15 protein-coding genes are annotated in these 23,024 nt (G+C 40.1%); 9 read left to right on the top strand and 6 right to left on the bottom strand.

Annotated elements, in window-relative coordinates:
• Positions 1-95: 95 nt before the first annotated feature.
• Positions 96-2,306 carry a DUF5916 domain-containing protein gene (locus AAC073_RS13865; protein WP_339924378.1) on the top strand — a complete coding sequence of 737 codons (2,211 nt, stop codon included), beginning with the start codon at positions 96-98 and terminating at the stop codon, positions 2,304-2,306.
• A gap of 116 nt (positions 2,307-2,422) precedes the next feature.
• On the opposite strand, the gene AAC073_RS13860 is transcribed toward AAC073_RS13865, so the two are convergent.
• Both AAC073_RS13860 and AAC073_RS13855 read right to left on the bottom strand, forming a co-directional pair.
• Positions 2,423-4,732, bottom strand: coding sequence for a hypothetical protein (locus AAC073_RS13860; RefSeq protein ID WP_339924377.1), 2,310 nt, complete (start codon positions 4,730-4,732; stop codon positions 2,423-2,425).
• A gap of 326 nt (positions 4,733-5,058) precedes the next feature.
• Positions 5,059-5,994: an AraC family transcriptional regulator gene (locus AAC073_RS13855; protein WP_339924376.1), complete on the bottom strand. Its 936-nt coding sequence runs from the start codon at positions 5,992-5,994 to the stop codon at positions 5,059-5,061.
• Positions 5,995-6,178: 184 nt separating this feature from the next.
• Between AAC073_RS13855 and AAC073_RS13850 the strand changes: the two genes are divergently transcribed.
• Positions 6,179-7,705 carry an aldehyde dehydrogenase family protein gene (locus tag AAC073_RS13850; protein ID WP_339924375.1) on the top strand — a complete coding sequence of 509 codons (1,527 nt, stop codon included), beginning with the start codon at positions 6,179-6,181 and terminating at the stop codon, positions 7,703-7,705.
• 65 nt (positions 7,706-7,770) lie between these two features.
• On the top strand, positions 7,771-8,169 hold the full coding sequence (locus AAC073_RS13845) for a DUF779 domain-containing protein (RefSeq protein ID WP_339924374.1): 399 nt from the start codon (positions 7,771-7,773) through the stop codon (positions 8,167-8,169).
• 13 nt (positions 8,170-8,182) lie between these two features.
• Here AAC073_RS13845 and AAC073_RS13840 read toward each other — a convergent pair whose 3' ends face one another.
• Both AAC073_RS13840 and AAC073_RS13835 read right to left on the bottom strand, forming a co-directional pair.
• Positions 8,183-9,955 carry an amidohydrolase family protein gene (locus AAC073_RS13840; protein ID WP_339924373.1) on the bottom strand — a complete coding sequence of 591 codons (1,773 nt, stop codon included), beginning with the start codon at positions 9,953-9,955 and terminating at the stop codon, positions 8,183-8,185.
• A gap of 77 nt (positions 9,956-10,032) precedes the next feature.
• Positions 10,033-10,377, bottom strand: a complete 345-nt coding sequence (locus tag AAC073_RS13835; RefSeq protein WP_339924372.1) for an antibiotic biosynthesis monooxygenase — start codon at positions 10,375-10,377, stop codon at positions 10,033-10,035.
• Positions 10,378-10,630: 253 nt separating this feature from the next.
• Between AAC073_RS13835 and AAC073_RS13830 the strand changes: the two genes are divergently transcribed.
• The 6 genes from AAC073_RS13830 to AAC073_RS13805 all read left to right on the top strand — a co-directional run bounded on the left by AAC073_RS13830 (position 10,631) and on the right by AAC073_RS13805 (position 18,563).
• Positions 10,631-12,013, top strand: coding sequence for a cytochrome ubiquinol oxidase subunit I (locus tag AAC073_RS13830; protein WP_339924371.1), 1,383 nt, complete (start codon positions 10,631-10,633; stop codon positions 12,011-12,013).
• Positions 12,014-12,019: 6 nt separating this feature from the next.
• The gene (gene cydB, locus AAC073_RS13825) at positions 12,020-13,057 is read left to right on the top strand and encodes a cytochrome d ubiquinol oxidase subunit II (RefSeq protein WP_339924370.1); all 1,038 of its coding nucleotides are present in this window, start codon (positions 12,020-12,022) and stop codon (positions 13,055-13,057) included.
• A 108-nt stretch (positions 13,058-13,165) separates the two neighbouring features.
• A complete protein-coding gene (locus tag AAC073_RS13820; protein WP_339924369.1) occupies positions 13,166-14,077 on the top strand; it encodes an SMP-30/gluconolactonase/LRE family protein in 912 nt (303 codons plus the stop codon).
• A 15-nt stretch (positions 14,078-14,092) separates the two neighbouring features.
• Positions 14,093-15,358 carry a mandelate racemase/muconate lactonizing enzyme family protein gene (locus tag AAC073_RS13815; RefSeq protein WP_339924368.1) on the top strand — a complete coding sequence of 422 codons (1,266 nt, stop codon included), beginning with the start codon at positions 14,093-14,095 and terminating at the stop codon, positions 15,356-15,358.
• A 127-nt stretch (positions 15,359-15,485) separates the two neighbouring features.
• Entirely contained in the window at positions 15,486-16,946 is a 1,461-nt protein-coding gene (locus tag AAC073_RS13810) for an arylsulfatase (protein ID WP_339924367.1), read from the top strand.
• Positions 16,947-16,973: 27 nt separating this feature from the next.
• On the top strand, positions 16,974-18,563 hold the full coding sequence (locus AAC073_RS13805; protein WP_339924366.1) for a sulfatase: 1,590 nt from the start codon (positions 16,974-16,976) through the stop codon (positions 18,561-18,563).
• Between the two features lie 294 nt (positions 18,564-18,857).
• On the opposite strand, the gene AAC073_RS13800 is transcribed toward AAC073_RS13805, so the two are convergent.
• Complete coding sequence (locus tag AAC073_RS13800; protein ID WP_339924365.1) at positions 18,858-20,627, bottom strand: SLC13 family permease; 1,770 nt, start codon at positions 20,625-20,627, stop codon at positions 18,858-18,860.
• 8 nt (positions 20,628-20,635) lie between these two features.
• Positions 20,636-22,933: an acyl-CoA dehydrogenase gene (locus AAC073_RS13795; protein WP_339924364.1), complete on the bottom strand. Its 2,298-nt coding sequence runs from the start codon at positions 22,931-22,933 to the stop codon at positions 20,636-20,638.
• Between the last annotated feature and the right edge of the window lie 91 nt (positions 22,934-23,024).

Here is a 23,024-nt window from a genome sequence, read left to right as displayed (position 1 = left end):
AATGAAATAACTTATTTTTTAGTATACCATCTATGTAAAAATGATAGATAATTTGGTGTTCGAAGACTTAACTTAGTCTTCGAACACCTTAATTCATGCAAAAATTTATTCTAACCTTTTTACTTTCTCTTAATTCCGTAATTATTGTTTTTAGTCAAGAACCTGAACACCCCGGGATTTATGCTGAAAAGGCAGATAAACCTGTGCTTATAGACGGTATCCTTAATGAAGCCGTTTGGAAAGACATTGGATGGGAAAGTAATTTCATTCAGACATTTCCTACGGATACAGCAATGGCAATCGCCGAAACGAAAGTGAAGGTGGCCTTTGATGATAAATTCATTTACATAGCTGCTATTCTATTAAACCCCGAAGTTAGAGAAAAGTATGTCAGTACTTCTCTAAGAAGGGATTATAGAGGTAATCAGAATGACGGTATAAGTATAGTAATTGATACCTTTAATGACAAAACCAACGGCTATATTTTCGGTGTAAACCCATATGGGGTGCAAAGGGAAGCCATGGTCGGCAATGGAGGCTTATTGACTACAGATTTTAACCTGGCTTGGGACAATAAGTGGTATTCGGAAGCAACCATTCATGAGGATCATTGGATAGTGGAGATTGGGATTCCATTGTCCACCTTAAGGTACAAAGATGGTGCAGAAAACTGGAACATCAACTTTTATCGGATAGACAGTAAATATTCCGAAAAAACAACCTGGACTCCTATTCCTAAAAATTTCAATGTAACCCACACTGCTTTTTCCCGTAACCTTCACTTTTCTGAGCCATTGCCCAAAGCAGGAGGGAACTATTCGATAATACCCTATGCAGCAATGGCCACTTCAAAAAACAATATTAATGGCATTGAAGAGCCTCTAAAACCATCTTTTGGTGGAGATGCTAAAATAGGAATAGGCCCCGCCATGAATCTTGACCTTACCGTTAATCCTGATTTTTCGCAAGTTGAGGTAGATGAGCAAGTGACGAATTTAGACAGGTTTGAAATCTTTTTTCCAGAAAGAAGACAGTTCTTTTTGGAGAACGTAGACCTTTTTGCTGATTTCGGAACAGACAGAATCAGACCTTTTTTCTCTAGAAGAATAGGGGTGGATAGGGATGAAAACACTGGGCAAAATGTACAAAATCAGATCCTATATGGGGCAAGGTTAAGTGGCAAGTTAAACGAAGACTGGAGGATAGGCGCCATGAATATGCAAACTGCCAATGATCCGCTTAGAGGAATCTCTGGTAAAAACTTTACAGTAGCCGCTTTACAGCGAAAGGTATTTAATCGTTCCAATGTAGGGGTCATGGTCATCAACAGGGAGACCATGGATATGGAACAAGGTGGTCTCAACGTTGTCAATGGAAAACACAATCGGTTAGCAGGTATAGATTACAATTTATTTTCGAAGGACAATCGCTGGACGGGTAAGTTTTTTTACCATAAAACCTTTGAAGAGGGGGAACAAAGCAATACCGGAACTGGGCATGCGCAACTCACCTTTACGGATGTAAACTTAATGGCTGGCTTATCTTACTCCAATGTGGGTGAAAATTACAACCCACTGGTTGGTTATACGCCAAGGGTAGGCTACCAGAGAATAGCGCCTATCATGAGTTATACCTTTTTTCCTGACTCTAAACATATCAATAGGCATGGTCCTGGTTTTGAATCGGAAACTTTATGGACACCGACATTGGGCATAACCGATGAATTACATACGTTGAATTACTTGTTTCGCCTGCATTCTTATGCCGAGGTTACCCTTAGCGCAAACAACCAATATACCTATTTATTCTTCCCTTTTGATCCTACCAGATCTGGTGGAGAGCCATTGGCCCAAGGTACCTCCTACAGGTACAATTATTTTGGAATAGAAATGAAAACAGATCCAAGAAAATCCTTTTCTTTGATAGGGACAGGGCAGACAGGACAATATTACAATGGTCAAATGTCGAATTTCCTTGGAACTGCCCAATGGAGGGTAGGGTATACGGCCAATATTTCCATGAATATTAGCTACAGTCGCTTAAGACTTCCAGCGCCACAAAAGGATGCAGACTTATTTCTAATTGGACCTAGATTTGACCTTACATTTACAAGGAGTTTATTCTGGACTACCTTTATTCAATACAACAACCAAATTGACAATATCAATATCAATACCCGTGTTCAATGGCGTTATGCTCCAGTGTCTGATTTGTTTATAGTATATACAGACAATTACTTCCCAGACTCATTTGCTTCTAAACAAAGAGCCTTTGTAATGAAATTGAATTATTGGTTAAACCTATAACCATTGTTTGAGCAAGGTATTTTAACCCCTTCCTGACGTTTTTTAGGGGGTATTGCAAAAAAATAGGTGACTGAATGCTATTCAGCCACCTATTAAACCTTAAGGTTTTGAATAAATTATTTTAAATAATCAGGTCTTTTGGTACCACTATAAGGCTTTGCACCCAAATTTGATTGACTGGTTTTTTCAACGGTCAATAATTTCACATCAGTAACTGTTGGTGCTTCGATAAAGCCATAGTATCTACCTTTCCAATAATCTCTTAAATAGCCGGTAGGCTCTATGATTCTATTGCCATCTCTACCACCATCCAGAACAATTGCTCTTCTGGATTCTCTGAGTGCAGCCATTTCTCTAGGTGAAATGGCTTTAACTCCTCCTTCGTAAGAAATGTATCCTTTTTCAACAAATAAATCATCTCTATGAGAATTAAAGTAATTGAAATCCCTACAATCCAGTGGCCATTCTCTAAGATGTTGTGTGGCGGCTCCCAGATCTGCATCATTTCCGGTTAGGGCTGCATAAGTAAAGTTAAACCAAGGAATTTTTTCCATGCGCTTGATCTCATAGGTTCGCTCTAAACTTCTCAGGTAAGTCGAACGTAAGTCTGGGTCTTTTTCATAGGGAAGCAAAATCATGTAAGCTTCCAAGGCAAGGTTATCATCCCATGGAGCAATTTGAGAAGGGGGAAAGGTTTTCTTTTGTTTAATTGTGTTTTCTGGGTAACCCCATTTTACCAATTGCTCATAGCCCTTTTTGTATTTTTCATTCCCGGTTAATGCATAGGTGGCATAAGTGAAGGCCAAAACTTCCAAACCATTAATTCCACGGTCTTCGTAGCCGTAAGGCCTTAGTAAATATTCTGGATTCCATCGACCCCATCTAGTAGGTTCACCATCAGCATCGATTAATTCCCAACCATTGTCCATAATATAAGAAGTCATTCTTGACATATGTTCCTTTGCCAGTTCCTTCTCCTTTCCTTTGGCTACCAGATCGTGAAAAATGGCTACAGAATAATAATGGGCAATGACCTCATCACTTGACGCGTCACCTTTCCAGTACCATAAGCTGTCCGCAGTAGCATACCATTTGGCTGGTAAACCACCAGAGCCTCTATTATCCAGCGTGCCAGTGTCACCTTCCCTAGAGAATACAGCCCTAGAGATAAGCCCATCTATAGGTGTAACCCTTTCGAGAAATAGCATAGCCTGAAATGCATCCAATGCTTCTTTCCTGTCAGCTTCTTCTCCCGTAACGGCATATTTGTAACTCATAGCAGCAAGGTAGGTAGCTGTGTGGGCGCCATCATTGTCACTTATGTCCCTTTCCCACTCTCCATTCCTCTTTGACAATAGATGTACAAAGCCCATCCTTTTATGTCCATAAGCGTCCATCCATTGCTCGTAATGCGCAGCTTTTTTCTGTAGGGTATAAGGTTCGTAATGAATTATCCCTAGTCCTCCATCCGTTGCCGCTACTATTTTATTCTTAGTACTTGCAATTCCATTTACCTTATTGTTTGGTAACCATAGGTCAGAGCCAAAATATTGAAATTCTTCATCGGTCATTCTAATAAGGCCACGAGGGGTTCCAATCCACATGTCACTGTCAAATCCTTTAACCATTTGATCAGTATTCTCTACAGGCAAGCCATCAGCCCCTTTTATTTGGGTGAGTGAGGTTCCTCTAAGTAATCCTAATCCTCTATCAGTACTGATGTACAGCTTGCTTCCAATACTAAGCAGGTCTTTGGTGTTTTTTGAGGGCAAATTGCCCCAATCAATAAGGTGTTCGTTGACCACTTTACCTGCCAATTGCACCAACTCTCCTGGTCGGAGAATATGAAGGGTCTGGCTATAACTTTCAATGGCTGTAATCGGGCCCAAGGTGACAGGGTCGGCGAGGAGCTGACTTCCATCTTCCATGAACATGGTAATGTCACTTGAAAGAAATCCTCCTTCAGGCATGATATTGGTTAATTTACCATCTTTATACTTGAAAATGGATTCGTTGGTAGCTACATGGACCTGATCCAGGTGCAAACAAAAGTCTACAAACTTTTCAGTGCTGATTTTAGCCCATTTTTTGTCGTCAAATAGATAAAGCCCTGAATTGCTGCTTACCCATAAGCCACCATTCAATACTTCAATTTTATTGATTTCGATAGGTGCTGCTTTTACAGGGATCAGCTTGTCTTCTTGCAGTAGCGCTAATTTGCCATCATTGACGGTATAAACAGATTCATTAAATATTGCTACCTGACTTATTGGTGTATCGGTCGGTATCAGCTCTCTCCGTTCTTGCAAGTAGGGAGCATCCTCTACAGGCTTCCAGAAATGATCATCCTTGTCTTGGGCAAAGAGGTAATTACAATTTATTAGTGCTGCAACTAAGATAAGCCCAGCTTTAAAAGTCTTCTTCATTGGTTGATAAAATTTGTGATTGTTAGTTAAATACCCCTTTGCTAGAAGAATGTACCATAAGTAGCCTTTTTTTTGTAAAAAAAAGCCATTGCAAAGCGATTTATTAACGCTTTGCAATGGCTTACTAAAAGAACTATCACTTAAAAATTTTATATTTTGAAGAAAGATTTTTACGTGTGGATCTTCTTTTACTAACAAGAGAATTAATGCTGAATTAATTTCAGAAACAAGGATTGAAAAAGAAGATTTATGATAATAAAGTATTATTCTCCTCGGAGAATTGGGAATGGAATTAAAGGGGGAGAAGGTGGTGGTGATTAACCTGCTTACTTAACATTTAAGCCCTTTTTCATCTGGTAAATCTTAGGCGTTTCCCCAAATTTATTTTTGAAAGCCCTTATGAAATAGGTTACATTATTGAAACCGGCCATTGCACAAACTTCTTGTACCTGGTAGGCTGCTTGTTGTAATAAATGAGCGGAGTGATTCAATCGTTGCTCTAAAATGTATTCCATAGGGCTGATGCCAAGCTCTTCCTTAAAAGTTCTGGAAAAATGGGTTTTACTCATACAAGCCTTTGCACTTAAAACCTCTAATGTTAAATGCTCTCGCAAGTTTTGTTTGATGTAATTGACCACATAGGCAATTCTATTTGAGCTTGCAAGAGATTTATAGGTGTTTTCTAAAATGTCCCTGGCCTGGGTTTGAGACAAACGGATCAGCAATTCTTTCAAAGCAAGTGAGGCAATCAAATCCTTGTCTTTAGACCTTTCTTTTACACCTATTCTGATAAAGCGATTGATGATTTCAGAAAGGTCTTGGTTATTTATCAGGTGAAAATAATTCAAATCTAGTCCCCATTGCTTTTGCCACACTTTGTCTGGCAATTTTTCATTTAGAAGATTGAAAGTATTTTCAATCATCTCTTGGGAAATTGAAAGCGCAATACATTGGGTAGGATTGTCCCACTTTGCTTCAGGGAAGTCTATTTTCATCAACTCGTTTGGAGGAACGATAACAGATTCTCCTGGCAAATATTCAAAGCCAGGCTTATTAAAAAGGTGCATGACTTTTTTTCCTTTCATCATGGTTGTCAAAACCAAGTCTCCAAAACTTAGATTGACATTTGATGCCTGTTGGTGTGTTTCAAAAATATTGAGCTCACAATTGTTCAATGAATAAGTGGTTCGATTTTCAACCAATGTTTTCAAATCGCTCTCATTTCTCCAGGGAACTCCAGTTATATAGGATCGTTTTGGCATGTTATTACCTAACGGTAGGTTTAATGGGCTGCATATATAAATTATGCTTTTTATTTATTCAACCAAAAGAGCCAACTTCTTCAAATTGGTCAAAATGACAATTGAGGTGGATAAGATGGTTCTTCAGGTTGATTTATAAAATTAATTTACTACTAAATTTGATAAAACTCAAAATAATAAAAAAATGTCAACACAAACTTTATCCCAAAGTACGCCGGTAGAGCGACCAAAATTTAAAGAAAAATACGATCACTTCATTGGAGGAAAATGGGTAGCCCCTTCATCAGGAGAGTATTTTGACAATATATCGCCGATTGATGGAAAACCATTTACCAAAGCAGCGAGAGGTAATAAGCAAGATGTGGAATTGGCTTTGGATGCAGCACATGAGGCATTTAAATCTTGGTCTAAGACCTCTGCAGCTGAAAGAAGTAAATTACTTAACAAAATAGCAGATGTCATCGAGGAGAACCTGGAAATGCTGGCGCGAATAGAAACGGTAGACAATGGAAAAGCCTTGAGGGAAACAAGGGCTGCAGATTTGCCTTTGGTAATCGATCACTTCCGGTATTTCGCTGGTGTGATCCGCGCTGATGAAAGTACCATTTCTGAACATGATGAAAATACAGTGAGCATAGCCTTGCACGAACCTCTTGGGGTTGTTGCACAAATTATACCTTGGAATTTCCCACTGCTAATGGCCACATGGAAAATGGCGCCAGCCTTGGCTGCGGGCTGTTGTACAATAGTAAAACCAGCCGAACAAACACCTACAAGTATCATGGTACTAATGGAGTTGATTGGAGATATTTTGCCTGCTGGAGTACTTAATGTCATTACAGGATTTGGTCCTGAAGCTGGAAAACCACTGGCTAGCTCAAAAAGGGTAGCCAAAGTTTCTTTCACAGGTGAAACCACCACTGGAAGACTTATCATGCAGTATGCTTCCGAGAATTTGGTTCCTGTCACAATGGAACTAGGTGGTAAATCTCCAAATATATTCATGAAATCTGTTGCTGATGCGGATGATGATTTTTTTGATAAAGCAGTGGAAGGAGCCGTTCTCTTTGCTTTGAATCAAGGAGAGGTTTGTACTTGTCCTTCTCGGATTTTAGTTCATGAAGAAATCTATGATGTATTTATGGAGCGGGTGATTGCAAGGACCAAGGCCATCAAAATGGGGAATCCCTTGGCTGAAGACACCATGATGGGTGCCCAGGCCTCCAATGACCAATTGGAAAAAATCATGTCTTACATGGATATAGGAAAAAAAGAGGGTGCGCAGATTTTATGTGGAGGAGATAGAGCAGGTTTAAACAGCGGACTTGAAGCGGGCTATTATGTTCAACCTACCATTTTCAAAGGACACAATAAGATGAGGGTTTTCCAAGAGGAGATTTTTGGACCAGTTGTTTCTGTAACCACCTTTAAAACGACCGAAGAAGCAATCGCTATTGCCAATGACACCATGTATGGACTTGGTGCAGGCTTGTGGTCAAGAGATGCCCATGAGTTGTATCAGGTTCCTAGAGCGATTCAAGCAGGCAGGGTTTGGGTCAATTGTTACCATACTTACCCTGCACATGCTCCTTTTGGAGGCTACAAAAAATCCGGCTTTGGAAGAGAGAACCATTTGATGATGCTAGACCATTACAGGCAAACCAAAAACATGTTAATCTCGTATGATAAAAAGAAATTGGGTTTCTTTTAATTGACAAAGTGCCGGATGTCTTGTGACGCCGGCATTTTTTTTTCTTATCTAAAAGCGAAATTGCCATGCAAGTTTATGTCCCCAGAGTGATGGTTACGGAAGAAGCCAAAGCAGTAATTGATAAATTGAAAAAATCCCATGACAACGATTTGATGTTTCACCAGAGTGGGGGTTGTTGTGATGGCTCTTCACCGATGTGCTTCGAGAAGGGGGATTTTATTGTAGGTGGTAGCGATATTTGGATGGGAGAAGTTTATGGATGTGATTTTTTTATGAATGAAGACCAATTTGACTATTGGAAACATACCCAATTGACCTTAGATGTAGTCCCAGGCAGAGGAAGTAGTTTCTCAATTGAAATACCTATGGGCCTTAGGTTTATGATTCGGTCCAGGTTATTTACAACTGAAGAATTGGATAGGCTTAACCCAGTTATAACTGGTGAAGAATACCTGGCTCGTTAGAAATAAGCAAGTTTTAATCAATCGGTTGCTTTACATTTACACCCTCCTTTTGATAGACAATTTTACCATTTAATATTGTCATTGAAACCTTTGTATTTAAAATTTCCTCTTCATTTATTTTCATAATATCCTGATTCAATACCACAAGGTCAGCTAGTTTTCCTACTGAGATTGATCCTTTTGTTTTTTCTTCAAAGGCCCCATATGCAGGGGATAGGGTATATGACTTGAGGGCTTGCATTCTGGTCATTTTTTGATTTCCCTCATAACCATTCTCAGGCGTTCCTTCCAATGTTTTTCGAGTTACACTAGCATAAAAATTAGCCATTGGGGAAAGGGGTTCTACTGGTACATCTGTGCCATTAATTACCGGAATACCAGAAGATAAAAGTGCCTGCCACATATAGGCCCCATCTGTTATCCTTTTTTCGCCTAAACGATCAATTGCCCAAGGTCTGTCAGAGGATAAATGGATGGCCTGCATGGAGGGGATTACTCCTAATGAGGCAAATCTTGGAATGTCATCAGAATGAAGATGCTGTGCATGTTCTATTCTAAATCTATGGTCAGAATTTAAAGCATCCATTTCCGAAAGGGCTTTCTCATATTGATCCAAGACTTCCTGATTGGCCCGATCGCCAATCGCATGGGTAGCCAATTGAAACCCATATTTGATACCATTTTTAGCTGTTTCGAAAACCTCCTGCATAGGTATAGTCTCATGTCCATAGTGGTCAGGTCGGTCAGAATATTCCTCCAACAACCAAGCACCACGTGATCCTAAAGCCCCATCTGCAGATAATTTTATGGATCGAACGTTCAGCCAGGAATTCAACTTAGGGCCTTTTTCATACCACTCTTTTAACAAATCTTTGTCATTTCCATCAAGCATGGCATACATTCGAATTTTAAGCTGCCCTGCAGTTTGAATTTCTTGGTATAGGGCCAAAATTTCGCTGCTTACTCCAGCGTCATGAAAACTGGTAATGCCATTTCTCAAACAAGCATCCTGAGCCAAATTAAAAGCAAGAAGGTTATTTTCTTCACTGCTTTCTGGAATGTGATTGTAGATTAGTGCCATGGCATTCTCATTAAAAATTCCCGTGGGATTACCATTGGAATCACGAATAACTTCTCCTCCAGATATTGCTCTACTGCCTCCTAGCTCTTGATTTAATGGTCCGATTCCTGCTATTTCCATGGCTTTGGCATTGGCAAATAAGGCATGTCCACTTGCGTGAAATAGCACCACAGGATGATGGGGAGAAATGGCACTTAGAGTCTGATGACTTGGGAATCCATCGATTACCTCTTGGGGTTGTTTTGTCCATTTGCTTTGATGCCAGCCACGGCCAATGATCCAATTACCAGGGGGGGTATTCCCTACTGCCACCTTTACTTTCTCTACAATTTCATCATAGCTTTTTGTGTCCGTTAAATCAAGATTGAGTTCACCATAGCCCAAGCCCATAAAATGTCCATGACCTTCTATCCATCCGGGCGTAACTATTCTGCCGCTTAGGGTAATTATTTGTGTTTCCGATCCGATATAATCTTTCAAGTCTTTTTCCAATCCTGCAAACACGATAAGGGAATCTCTAATGGCAATTGCATCAACATGTGGGTGATTAGGATCTAGGGTATAAATTTTTCCCCCTTTAATAACCAGTGTTGCCTTTTCTACAGTAGTTTTAGTCGTACAAGCCAAAGTAATTAGCAGAATTGCAACGAAGGGGTAAAGGCGACAATATCTTCTTTGTAGCTGTTGGGATCCTGTGGTATTCATGGTTTTGGTATTTTTTTCTTTTTAAGGCTACTATTATTAATCGACGCAGATCAAAAACAAAATATAGAATAGAATATCTATATCATTCCATAGTCGTGTTCTACCCTGCAAATGCGGATTTTGTATTGGCTGTACCAGGTGGATTTACCAAGTTTTTGTGCAAGCAAGTGCTCGCTTTGGTTCTTCCATTTTTTTATGGCCTCCATACTTTCCCAATAACTTATAGTAATCCCAACACCACCGCTAGCGGACTCATGCCCCAGGTATCCAGGTTGGATTTGAACCATTTCCTCCATTTTGGCCGACATTTCAGCATAATTTTTCTGGTCCTTACTTTTAATGCTCGTAAAGATTACGGCATAGTAGGGTGGCTTAGGAGTATGGCTAATTTCGCCCATAGTTATATTGATGTTTTTGTTCATTTTATTAAGTTAAATAAAGCATTATAAATTTGATAAAAACACCTGTTTTTTTAATTTTATGTTCTGATATTGAGGTATGTTAATCACTTGGTTTTAATCAATTATTTTTAATTATAAGGGTTTTAAGTTACGATGTCTATAAAGCCAATTTGCCGAGTAAACCAAGTGAAAATAGGAGGTTTTTCAATAATTTTTAATAGGGTTCGAACCTAAAATATACAGATTTTGTGTTAACTATTTTAAATAAAGATCAATGGACGTAGAAATTCTTTCCAGAATACAGTTTGCTTTCACTATAGCTTTCCATTACATCTATCCTCCATTGAGCATTGGACTTGGTCTGATCATGGTAATTATGGAAAGCCTTTATTTAAGAACAGGAAACAAAGAATATGAGATCTTGGCCAGGTTCTGGACCAGAATTTTCGCCCTCACATTTGGTATAGGTGTAGCGACAGGTATTGTAATGGAATTTGAGTTTGGCACCAACTGGGCTACTTATTCTCGATATGTTGGGGATGTTTTTGGAAGTGCATTGGCTGCCGAAGGGATATTTGCCTTTGCACTTGAGAGTGGGTTTCTAGGTGTATTGTTATTTGGATGGGACCGAGTCAAACCATGGGTACATTGGGTAGCAACCTTAGGCGTATTTTTAGGTTCTATGTTTTCAGCAGTTTGGATTGTAATTGCCAATAGTTGGCAACAAACGCCGGCAGGATTTCATATAGTAGGAGAGGGTATGGAAGCAAGGGCTGAGATTACTGATTTTTGGGAAATGGCCTTCAATCCATCCAGCATGGATCGCTTGATTCACACCTGGCAAGGGGCATTTCTGGCAGGTGCTTTTCTGGTATTGAGTGTGCATGCCTACTATCTAAGAAAAGGCAGGTATACAGACATTTCTAAAAAAGCTTTCAAAATTGCCTTGATTGTGGCCACTATTTTCTCATTGGCTCAATTGGTGTCGGGACATAGTTCGGCCAATGGTGTGGCGGTAAATCAGCCAGCGAAATTGGCTGCCTTTGAAGGCCATTTTGAGAAAGAGGGTCCTGCACCTATGTATTTATTTGGTTGGGTGGATAAGTCGAGCCAAACAGTCACAGGCTTAAGCATACCTGGCGGGCTTTCCTATTTATTGCATTATGAATTTGGGGCGCCAGTCACAGGTTTAAATGCTTTTCCGGAAGAAGACCGACCTTCTCAGATAAATGCTGTCTTCCAATTTTACCATATAATGATTAGCATTGGTATGTTTCTTATTGTTTTAACAATTGCTGGTTGTGTTCAGTGGTACAGGGGTAAACTCTTTGATAGCAGGCGGTTATTATGGGTCTTTTCATTTGCGGTGATACTTCCTCAAATAGCCAACCAGGTGGGTTGGTATGCGGCGGAAATGGGGCGCCAGCCATGGGTGGTATATGGTTTGCTCCGTACAAGTGATGCCTTGAGTAAATCTGTCACAGCTAATCAGGTTTTATTCTCTCTGATCTTGTTTTTTTTCGTTTATACGATTCTTCTACTGTTGTTTCTTTACCTATTAAATAAGAAAATTAAGCATGGTCCTTACGATGAGGATGAAGGAAATGATCGACCATTTCAAAAAGAAGTTGCCGCCTCTTTTTCACCTGATAAATAAAAATATATGGAGACCTTATTTGGATTAGATTATCCCACGCTTTGGTTTTTGGTAGTAGGAGGTTTGTTCTCTGGCTATGCGATATTGGATGGATTTGATTTTGGGGCAGGCGCTTGGCATTTGTTCTTTAAAAAAGAAAAAAGCAGAAGACTAGCCCTTAATGCAATAGGGCCCGTTTGGGATGGGAACGAAGTGTGGTTGGTCATTGGTGGTGGAGCGCTTTTTGCTGGTTTTCCAGTTATGTATGCTACATTATTGTCGGGGATGTATGTTCCCTTTATGTTGTTTTTGTTGGTGATCATCCTGCGCGCCGTTTCTATAGAATTTAGAAGCAAGGAGCCCATGCTGTGGTGGCGAAAAATGTGGGATATATCCTATTCAGTATCCAGTATGTTGCTACCATTTTTTCTTGGCCTAGTCTTGGGAAATGTCCTGCTAGGTATGCCCATTGGGGAGGGGTATGAATATGAGGGCGAGGGTTTTTTAAGCTTTTTAAATCCTTATGCGGTGATGGTGGGTATATCTACCCTTGCATTAATGATGTCCCATGGTGCCATTTACCTCTTATTAAAAACGGAAGGAAGGATGTATGCCAAATTAACTTTTCTTTTAAAGAAGGGAATGATTTTCTTTATGGTGAGTTTCGGCATAACCTCCTTGTATACGCTGATATATATTCCTCACTTGTCAGATACCTTTAGAGATTCTCCAGTACTATTTGTCGTTCCATTGACTGTTTTGCTCTGTATTGCTAATGTGCCTAGACTGGCCAGTAAGAAACAATTTGGCAAAGCATTTCTGTTTTCTTCAATAACAATTAGCTTGTTGCTTATAATAGTGGCGATAGAGTTGTACCCTAACTTACTGTATTCAACCTTGGACCCCGCACATACCATTACGGTTTATAATGCTGCCTCCTCTGAAAAATCACTTGGGATAATGCTGACCTTTGCAGCCATCGGTACTCCCCTAGTGATAGGTTATACGGCATTTGTATACTTCACCTTCAGAGGGAAAGTGCGTATTGATGACACAAGTTACTAATAGGATAATTCTAATTGTTTGATATTCTGTAATTTGCAAGGAAATATAATGGATTCGTTATATATTTCAGAAGTAAAACCCTGTAGTTGCATTTAAACCCAAAATTGTATGAAAAGGCTTGTTTTAATACTTGTAAGCTCCTTTTGCATTTCCTCCATTTACGGACAGCATTTGGAAATCAAAGATCCCGCTTTATTAACCCTTATAGATGAAGAGAGTCCTGTCATCAAGGTGTCGGATGGTTACCAATTTACAGAAGGTCCGGTATGGAACAATGAGGAGCAATATCTTTTATTTAGTGACATACCCGCCAACACCATTTATAAAGTACATCCTACCGGTGAGATTAGCCCATTTCGCCAACCCAGTAAAAATGCAAATGGCTTAACTTTTGACAGCGAAGGGGATTTAATTATTGCGGAGCACAGTGGAAGACAAATTAGCCGCCTAAGTCCCAATGGCGATTACGCTTCAATTGTGAATAATTTTAATGGTACCGCTTTTAATAGTCCCAATGACGTCATAGTTGATAGCCAGGGAGCTATTTATTTTACAGATCCACCTTATGGCAGGCCTAAAGATGCTACAGATACTTTAGGTTTTAATGGTGTGTACCGGTTTTTTGAAGGCGAAACACAATTGATAGCTGATGACCTTTTTAGGCCCAATGGATTGGCTTTGTCTCCAGATGAGGAAACTTTATACATAGCCAATTCAGGTCAGCCTAAAATGTTTATGAAATATGCAGTAAGTAAATCCGGTAAAGTTGGAATGGGAGAGGTGTTTTACAATGCTTCTGATTTAGACGGTGAGGGAAACCCTGATGGTATAAAAGTGGATCAACAAGGAAACATTTTCGCCACTGGACCCGGAGGAGTTTTGGTGTTCTCCCCAGAAGCAAAACTTCTTGGTAGAATTATATTTCCTGAAACTCCAGCAAATCTTACTTTCGGCGGGTACGGTATGAAGACCCTCTATGTAACTGCAAGAACAGGCCTTTATTCAATTCAACTCAAATAAATACTGCCTTAAATTATGTACAAAGCAAGGAGAAAGTTTATTCAAAAAACTGCTATAGGCTCTGCCTTAGGACTATTTGGAATAAATGCCTTAAGCAAGGCCGAAAGGGAATTTAAGTTTCTTCAAGATGAGGCAATAGACAGGGCTTTGAATGCGCCGGTTTTGAACCTTACCAGCTTTACTGCACCTGTATGGATAAAGTCTATAGAATTATTAAGAAAAGAAAATAACTTTTTATGCAGGGTAAGGTCCAATGATGGGGCAGAAGGTATATCGGTAAGTAACAATATGCAGATGATACACCTTTATCCAATATTCGTAAATCGTATCCAACCTTTTTTTATAGGCAAGGATGCAAGGAATTGGGAGCAGTTGATAGAGGAAGTATATGTATTTCAGAGCAATTACAAGTTACAGAACCTGGCTTTATGGGTGCCATTGGCTACCCTCGAATTTGCTGTTTTGGACTTGTTAGGAAAAATGGCCAATAAAAGCATGGGAGAAATGTTGGGTGAAATTCATCATCCAAAAATTGCCGTTTATCAAGCCAACAATTTTCGTGGCAAATCTGCTGAAGAATCTATAGGACTTATTGAGGATCAAGTTAGGGCAACTGCTGCCAAAGCATTAAAGTTTAAAGTAGGGGGTAGAATGAGTAACAATCTGGATTTTCCAGCAGGGAGGTCCGAGGCGTTGATTCCAATGGTGAGAGAGAGATTTGGTTCCGACATGGTTATTTATGCAGATTCGAACGGATCCTATACGGCAGAGGAAGCCATTCGAATTGGCAAGATAATGGAAGAATACAATTATGATTTTTACGAAGAACCAGTTCCTTTTGATTGGTATGAAGACACGCTCAAGGTAACAAATGCCATAAAAATTCCAGTAGCAGGAGGAGAACAGGAACCCAGCATGCGAAATTTCCGGTGGCTTATAAAAAATGACGCACTTGACATTGTACAACCTGATATTTTTTACTTTGGTGGGATGATCCGTTCTATGAAAGTGGCTAGAATGGCAGCCACACAAGGTAAAAGCTGCATACCCCATATTTCAGGTTCCGGATTAGGCTACCTTTACATGATGCATTTTGTATCGGCGCTTCCCAATGCAGGGCCCTATCATGAGTTCAAAGGTTTCAACAATGAAATCCCTTTGGAAAGTGCCTCTTCAAACATCTCCAGTACAAATGGAACGGTAGAAGTCCCAACTGGACCTGGTTTGGGAATAACGTTAGAACCTTCCTATATAGCCGCACACAAAAAGGTAATTGCCTAGTCGGTCATTTTAATTATTCAAAAGAATATGTAATTTGCCTTATAAACCGGCTTATGCAATAACTTCCTATCGCATAAGCCGGTTTATTTCAATAGCTCAATTTACCTTTTGAATAGCATCAAGATTTATGAACAAGTTTACTTTATTTTTCAGTTTTGGCTTTACAGTAATGCTACTGGCAGGCTGTGGAAAACAGCAGCAGAATACTTCTACAAGTAAATCCTCCCCAACTAAGCCAAACATCATTTACATCCTTGCAGATGACCTAGGGTATGGAGATTTAGGCTTCAATGGACAGGAGCACATCGCCACTCCAAATATTGATAGACTGGCTAAAGAAGGTTTGTTTTTCAACCAGCATTATTCTGGATCCACTGTATGTGCACCGTCAAGAAGCACCCTTGTTTCTGGACTTCACACAGGAAATGCGCCTGTTAGGGGCAATTATGAAATTCAACCTGAAGGTCAATATCCTTTGCCTGATTCGGTCTTTACCATTTTCGAATCTTTAAAAGCCGCTGGCTATACCACAGGTGCATTTGGGAAGTGGGGACTCGGGTATCCAGGTTCTGAAGGAGACCCTAACAAACAGGGTGTGGATGTATTTTTTGGCTACAATTGCCAACGAATGGGACATAATTATTACCCTTTCCACCTATGGGACAATCAAGATTCATTGGTATTAGAAGGGAATGCAGGTACCAATTTAGGGGATTATGGTCCAACACTTATTCATGAGAAGACTTTGGATTTTATATCGGACAATAGTGATAACCCTTTCTTTCTTTATGTCCCTACCATAATTCCGCATGCAGAATTGATAGTGCCTGAGGATATTATGATGAATTACAAGGATAGGTTTGAAGAAACACCTTATAAGGGAGTTGATGAAGGGAAAGATTATAAAATTGGTGGCTACATGTCTCAGGAAGAGCCACGCGCTGCTTTTGTTGCCATGGTAGAGTTACTCGACAAACAAGTGGGAGAAATTGTAGCCAAGCTTGAAGAATTAGGAATACGGGACAACACCATGATTATCTTCACTTCTGACAATGGCCCTCACAAGGAAGGTGGAGCTGATCCTGATTTCTTTAACAGCAATGGACCATGGAGAGGTTACAAGCGAGACTTGTACGAAGGAGGGATTAGGGTGCCAATGATTGCCAATTGGCCTGGAAAAATTGCTCCTGGCCAAACGGACCATATTTCCGCATTTTGGGACATTTACCCTACGGTTGCTGCGCTTACTGGCAGTGAACTACCTGAAAATACGGATGGCATTTCTTTCGCGCCAGTGCTTACAGGAAACAAAGAAGACCAAAAAAGTCATGAGTACTTGTACTGGGAGTTCATTGAACAAGGAGGAAAGCAGGCCATAAGGAAAGACAATTGGAAAGCCATTAGGCTTAATCTAAGAAAAGATGACAATCCTCCTATAGAATTGTACAACCTTGAAGAAGATCCTTCTGAGGAGAATAATATCGCAGATAAACATCCAGATTTGGTCGTGTCTTTCAAAGCATTGATGGAAGCCAATCATTCCCCAAATCCGGTATTTAAGCTGTATGCTTCCGAATTGAATAAGTAACCAATTAAGTCAACAAGATTATAAATAATGATCAATTTTTCGAAAATAAGCTTAGTATTCCTATGCTTGATAAGTTTAGGACTGGCCTCATGTGCTTCTGAAGAAGTAGAGAAGGCGCCCAATGTACTGTTTATCCTGGTAGATGACATGGGATATGCAGATTTGGGTTTTGCAGGATCCACTTTTCATGAAACGCCCAATATAGATAAGTTGGCAAAGGGAAGCTTTCAATTTACCAATGGCTATTCAGGCAGTAGGGTGTGTAGCCCGGCGCGGGCCACTATAATGACCGGTCAGTTTACATCCAGTCATGGGATTACAGACTGGATTGGTGCTAAAGCAGGTGAGACATGGAGAGAACATCAAAGGCATGATCCAATGCTTCCAGCAGATTATATTCATCATCTTCCAAAGGAAAGCACCACTTTAGCAGAAGCATTTAAAGCCAATGGGTACAAGACCTTTTTTGCAGGGAAATGGCATCTTGGGGATGAGGGCAATTATCCCGAAGACCATGGATTCGATGAAAATGTTGGGGGCTGGGACAAAGGTTCTCCTTCGGGTGGTTTTTTCTCCCCTTATAATAACCCCAAGTTAAAAGATGGACCAGATGGTGAAAACCTTACCCTAAGACTGGCAAATGAGGTAGCTGATTTTATGGGCAGAAGTAAAGAGGAACCTTTTTTCGCTTTTCTGTCCTTTTATGCCGTCCACGCACCTGTACAAACGAGTAAAGAAAAATGGACCAAATATAGAGACAAAGCTGAAGCCATGGGAATAGCTGAGCATGGTTTTGAAATGGGTGAAAAAATCCCCTTCAGAACAGTGCAGGACAATCCCAATTATGCGGGATTGGTGGAATATGTAGACGACGCGGTTGGAATTGTTTTGAATAAGCTCGAAACATTAGGCTTGGCTGAGAATACCATCATTGTTTTTACTTCTGACAATGGGGGAGTAGTAGCTGGTGATGCATATGCTACGTCTAACCTTTACGTAAAAGGGGGCAAAGGCCAACATTGGGAAGGTGGGGTGCGCGTACCCTATTTAATAAAGGTTCCAGGCACTCAAGCCCAGGGGCTAATAGATTATCCGGTAGTGGGAGCTGATTTTCTACCTACTTTAGTAGATTTTATTTCTGGTGAGGTGTCCATTTCTCAAGAAATTGAAGGCACAAGTTTGAAACCAATAATTGACGGTCAAAAATTGCAGGAGCGTCCTATCTTCTGGCACTATCCGCATTATGGCAATCAAGGAGGTGTCCCTTCAGCGATGGTAAGAGTTGGTGATTGGAAATTGATTAGGTATTATGAAGATGGACATGAAGAATTGTACAAAATTCCTGAGGATCCATATGAGGAGAATGAATTGTCAGAAGCTAATCCAGAAAAAAAGAAAACCCTTTCAGCTTTGTTAGGAGATTACCTAGAGCGAAAAGCCGTTTTAATGCCTAAGCCAGATCCTGAATTCGACAAGGACTTATATCAACAACGCATTGAAAAAATGGAAAATGAAATGCTTCCTAAACTAGAAAAGCAAAGACTAGATTTTCTAAACAAAGACTGGCAACCCAATGCCGATTGGTGGGGAAGTGAGCCTATTAATATAAAACATTGATAGATGAATCGTTATGAGCTGATTTAGCTCAGCTTATATAATAGGATTTGAAAAGCCTGTCCCGCATATACGGGAAGTATCACAATCACAAAACAATTCAGGCTGTTTGGAGATTTAGTATAGCGCAGCTATTAAAAACAGCAACGAATTGGCTGATTTTGTACGGCGCAGCTCTTAACTAGGTAATAGGTTATCTATGGCATATTTCGGGTTTAAGGGTTGCTATTGGCGGTAATATTGTGAAAAAAAGCAATGTTACCGCCAATTTGTATTCTTACTATTGCCTAAATTAAATTAAAGAGGCCATACCCATAAAATAACTGGAATCCCTACCGCCATAACGATCAAGGAAAGCGGCAGTCCTGGTTTCCAATAGTCTCCAAATTGATAACCTCCCGGACCAAGCACAAGGGTGTTGGATTGGTGACCTATAGGGCTAAGAAATGAAGAAGATGCACCAATGGCAATGCTCATGAGAAATGGATCTGCAGAGAATTCCAAAGCTGACGCTATCTGCAGACCTATTGGAGCCATCAACACAACTGTAGCGGCATTGTTGATCAATGCCGACAACAACATGGTGGTCACCATAATAAGACCAATCAAAGCCCAGGCAGGCAAATTGTCTGAACTTGATAAAATCAATTTTGTCACTGTATTGGCTGCGCCGCTCGTTTCGAAGGCTTCACCAACAGGTATCATGGCCCCGAGTAAGACAATTACAGGCCAATCAATACTCGTATAGAGGTTGTTTAAAGGCAAGATCCTACTGACTACCATCCCCATTGCCGCAAGTGTAAAGGAAATAGCTACAGGAAGCCATCCCATGACAACAGCAATAATGGACAGAGCAAACAAGCCAACGGCCAAAAGGGTGCGTCTTGGTTTGCCTATTTTTATACTCCTTTTTGCCAATGGATAGCACCTCATTTCGAAAAGCGTATCCGACAAGCTATTTCTTCTCAATTGCAAGAGTAAAACGTCCCCTGAACGAAAAACCTCATGGTCAATTCTTTTTATTAAGGTCCTGTCTCCTCGAGACAAAGCCAATAAATTGACATCATAGCGAGACCTCATGTGAATACTAGCTGCCGTTTGCCCTATTAAGGGAGAATTATCCTGTACAATCCCTTCTGTGTTAATTATTTCATTTTCACCCTCTGTGGCCGCTATAAAGTCTTCATTTCCTACAAGTTTAACCTGGTACTTATTGACAAATTCTTCCAGCACATCGGTATTGGATTCCAAAACAATGATGTCATTCTTGGTAAGTACGAAATAGGGGCTTGGTGCATGGATTCTAATCTTGTTTCTAACAATCCCTAAAACTTTTACGTCTAGTTCTTTGTCATCAGTTATGTGCTTAATGGGTTTGTTTTCTAAATCTGACTTACCTGAAATGATAACTTCAGTGATGTAGTTTTCAATTTTAAACAAAGCTTCATTGGCCAGGTTTGAATTTCTTTTAGGTATCAAACGCCATCCCAATAAGGAAATAAAGAGTACCCCTGCTACTGCCACAACCACCCCTACGATAGTGAAATCAAACATGCCAAATGCTGCTTCTCCACTTTGTGAACGGAAGGAGGATACTATAATATTGGGCGGAGTGCCTATTAAAGTAGTCAAGCCACCCAATAAAGAAGCAAAAGCTATAGGCATCAAGATCAAGGAGGGCGAATAATTGTGTTTTCTAGCCATTTGTATGGCCACGGGCATGAAAATAGCCAAGGCACCTATATTGTTCATAAACCCAGATGCAATTGCAACCGCTCCGGAAAGGGTAGCTATTTGTAAATTGATATTGTTTCCTACCTTGTCCATTAATCCCACCAGTACATTAACGATTCCTGAGTTTTCCAGGCCTTTGCTAACAACAAGTATGGCAGCTACCGTGATTACAGCTGGATGGCTAAAGCCCATAAAGGCCTCATCATAGGGTACCAGACCAAGTATAGCAAGTAAAATTAGAGCCGAAAGGGCGACAAGGTCGTAACGGATTTTTCCCCATATGAAAAACAGAAGGGACAAGCCGAGTGTGGCAAATACGATGATTTGTTCCATATATTAGCCTAGGTAGCAATAGGTGCTGAAAGACAGGAATCCGGGATGTTAAAAGCGTTGACCAAAGGCACTGCATCTTTACGAATATCCCAGCAGAGTTGGTTGACCATTTTTCTAATGGCCTTTGATTTATTTCCTTCCATATATCCCTGTTCCAGGTACCAGCCGTTATGCGTTTCAATCTGGTACAAGGCAAAAAGAGCACAAACTCTTTTGAGTACTTCCTTAAGCTCTGGATCAGTAGTTTGTTCGATTTTCTCAATAAACTTTTCCAGTATTATGCGCTCAATGAATGCCATTCCCAAGGTAAAAAGATGATGTTGGGCAACATTTACTGCATCAAATGGGTCCATCCCTTCATCCATAAGTCGCTTTAATCTTCTTCCAGCAGAATTCAGTATGCTGTTTTCCCTGTATTGAAAAGCATTAAGGTGAAATTCGGGATCCATCAGGTGGTTTTCATCAGTATTTCGAATAATCAAAGGGTTCTTTTCTGTGATAGATGTTTTTGTTTTGTTCACAACATAATCTATCACTGTGAACAAGTTCATGTTTTCAAATTGCTCCTTATAAGCGCTAAGTCTACTTTTGGCTACAAGTTGTAACAATACCGTATTGTCGCCTTCGAAAGTTGTGTAAACATCAGAATCATTTTTTAGTGCATCTATCCTATTTTCAGACAAGAAACCTTTGCCCCCGCATGCTTCTCTACATTCCTGTAGTGTACTTGTGTTGTGCCAGGTTACATAAGATTTCAAGCCTGCAGCCAAAGCCTCAATTTCCTGCATTTCATCCTCTTTTCTATTTAGAAAGCGGTCTGTTACATATTCCATTGCAAAATGGCAGGCGTAGGTTTTAGACAAAAGAGGCAAGAGCCTTCGTTGGTGCATACGGTAATTTAGAATCGGAACTTCTGTCGTGCCATCGGGTCCGAATTGGCGACGTTTGTCTGCATACCTTATGGCAATGGTAAGCCCCGATTTTGAAGCCGCTAATGCGGACCTAGGAATGCCTATTCTTCCTCCCACCAGGGTGCCCAACATGGTAAAAAATCTTTTGTTATCGCTAGCAATAGGGCTCTGAAATTCGCCCTCTTCGTCAACAGAAGAAAACCTATCCAGCATGTTTTCCTTTGGAATAATGACCTTGTCAAATCCAATCAAGCCATTGTCTACTCCATTAAGGCCCATTTTCCTTCCGCAATCGGCTATAGATATACCCGGTAAGGTTTTTCCTTCATCATCCCTTAAAGGAACAATAAAAGTACTTACACCATAATCTTTATCATTGATCATTAGCTTTGCAAAAACAGTGGCCATTTTACCATGTAGTGCCGCATTACCAATGTATTCTTTCCTGGCGTTTATATGAGGAGTATGTATGGTAAAGGTTTTCTCTTTGTGATTGTAAGTGGCTGTAGTCTCTATACCCCTAACATTAGAGCCGTGATTAGTCTCTGTCATGGCAAAACATCCTGGTAGTTCGAGGCTTCCTATGGCAGAGAGGTATTTTTCATGGTGTTTTTTTGTTCCTAGCATAAAGACACTCATTCCCCATAAGCCAAATTGAACACCAAACTTAATTACTGTACTTAGGTCCCGATAACTAAGGGTTTCCATTACTGTAAAGTAACCTTCCATGTCGTTTCCCCCTCCATATTCCTTTGGGAAACCAATGGAACCATAGCCTTTATCAGCAAGCATTTTACACCAAACAAGTACTTGTTCTCTGTATTCATTTAAATTGCCAGGATCTACATAGTCAAATTCTTTTCTAGAGATAAACGCTTTAATTTCATCAATCAAAGGTTTTCTGGGTCCATCCAGGAGGGCAGTCAACTTTTCTGTATCAAACCCTTTTCTAGTTTCGTAGGAAGTGGAAATATTGGCGTGAGATGACTTGAAGGTCAAGGTTGCAGATTTGCCAATAATACCCAATTGGTTTTCCAGGTTCCCCAATTCTTTTTCTATTTTGGAAAGGGGAAAAGTATGGGCGACCTCGGGAGCCTTTTTCTTTAAAATTTCAATACCAATACTTGAAAGATGAGGGTATGTAGTAGCATTGTCTACTGAGGATTTTATTGTTTTCCACCACAGTTCCAATTCCTCCCTGGAAGGGGGCGAATTTGGGTCGAGTTTTGCAGTTAAATATTTCCTATCCTCTTCACTCAACCAATCTACGGCTCTAAAAAAAGATTCAAATGCCTGGTGTTCACTGTTGGTGATTGTTGTGTCTGACCATACCATATAGAGAATAGGTAGGAGAACGAGACTTCCATTGGTTGGTTGAGAAAGAACCTTTTCCATGTTTTATTTTAGGTTTAAGATTTAGTATTAAAAAGATAAGAAAATATATCTATCTCTTTCAATAATCTTACCAAAAGTTAAAAAGGAATAA

Source organism: uncultured Cyclobacterium sp., from assembly GCF_963977555.1.
In the GTDB taxonomy this organism is placed as follows: Bacteria; Bacteroidota; Bacteroidia; order Cytophagales; family Cyclobacteriaceae; genus Cyclobacterium.
This window is presented reverse-complemented; position numbering and strand designations above follow the sequence as displayed.

Bases quoted from the DNA above. Each gene is read 5' to 3' on its own strand.
- AAC073_RS13800 (WP_339924365.1), bottom strand. From the start codon at position 20,627: ATGGAACAAATCATCGTATTTGCCACACTCGGCTTGTCCCTTCTGTTT.
- AAC073_RS13835 (WP_339924372.1), bottom strand. From the start codon at position 10,377: ATGAACAAAAACATCAATATAACTATGGGCGAAATTAGCCATACTCCT.
- AAC073_RS13845 (WP_339924374.1), top strand. From the start codon at position 7,771: ATGCAAGTTTATGTCCCCAGAGTGATGGTTACGGAAGAAGCCAAAGCA.
- AAC073_RS13865 (WP_339924378.1), top strand. From the start codon at position 96: ATGCAAAAATTTATTCTAACCTTTTTACTTTCTCTTAATTCCGTAATT.
- AAC073_RS13795 (WP_339924364.1), bottom strand. From the start codon at position 22,933: ATGGAAAAGGTTCTTTCTCAACCAACCAATGGAAGTCTCGTTCTCCTA.
- cydB (WP_339924370.1), top strand. From the start codon at position 12,020: ATGGAGACCTTATTTGGATTAGATTATCCCACGCTTTGGTTTTTGGTA.
- AAC073_RS13840 (WP_339924373.1), bottom strand. From the start codon at position 9,955: ATGAATACCACAGGATCCCAACAGCTACAAAGAAGATATTGTCGCCTT.
- AAC073_RS13810 (WP_339924367.1), top strand. From the start codon at position 15,486: ATGAACAAGTTTACTTTATTTTTCAGTTTTGGCTTTACAGTAATGCTA.
- AAC073_RS13855 (WP_339924376.1), bottom strand. From the start codon at position 5,994: ATGCCAAAACGATCCTATATAACTGGAGTTCCCTGGAGAAATGAGAGC.
- AAC073_RS13820 (WP_339924369.1), top strand. From the start codon at position 13,166: ATGAAAAGGCTTGTTTTAATACTTGTAAGCTCCTTTTGCATTTCCTCC.
- AAC073_RS13850 (WP_339924375.1), top strand. From the start codon at position 6,179: ATGTCAACACAAACTTTATCCCAAAGTACGCCGGTAGAGCGACCAAAA.
- AAC073_RS13815 (WP_339924368.1), top strand. From the start codon at position 14,093: ATGTACAAAGCAAGGAGAAAGTTTATTCAAAAAACTGCTATAGGCTCT.
- AAC073_RS13805 (WP_339924366.1), top strand. From the start codon at position 16,974: ATGATCAATTTTTCGAAAATAAGCTTAGTATTCCTATGCTTGATAAGT.
- AAC073_RS13830 (WP_339924371.1), top strand. From the start codon at position 10,631: ATGGACGTAGAAATTCTTTCCAGAATACAGTTTGCTTTCACTATAGCT.
- AAC073_RS13860 (WP_339924377.1), bottom strand. From the start codon at position 4,732: ATGAAGAAGACTTTTAAAGCTGGGCTTATCTTAGTTGCAGCACTAATA.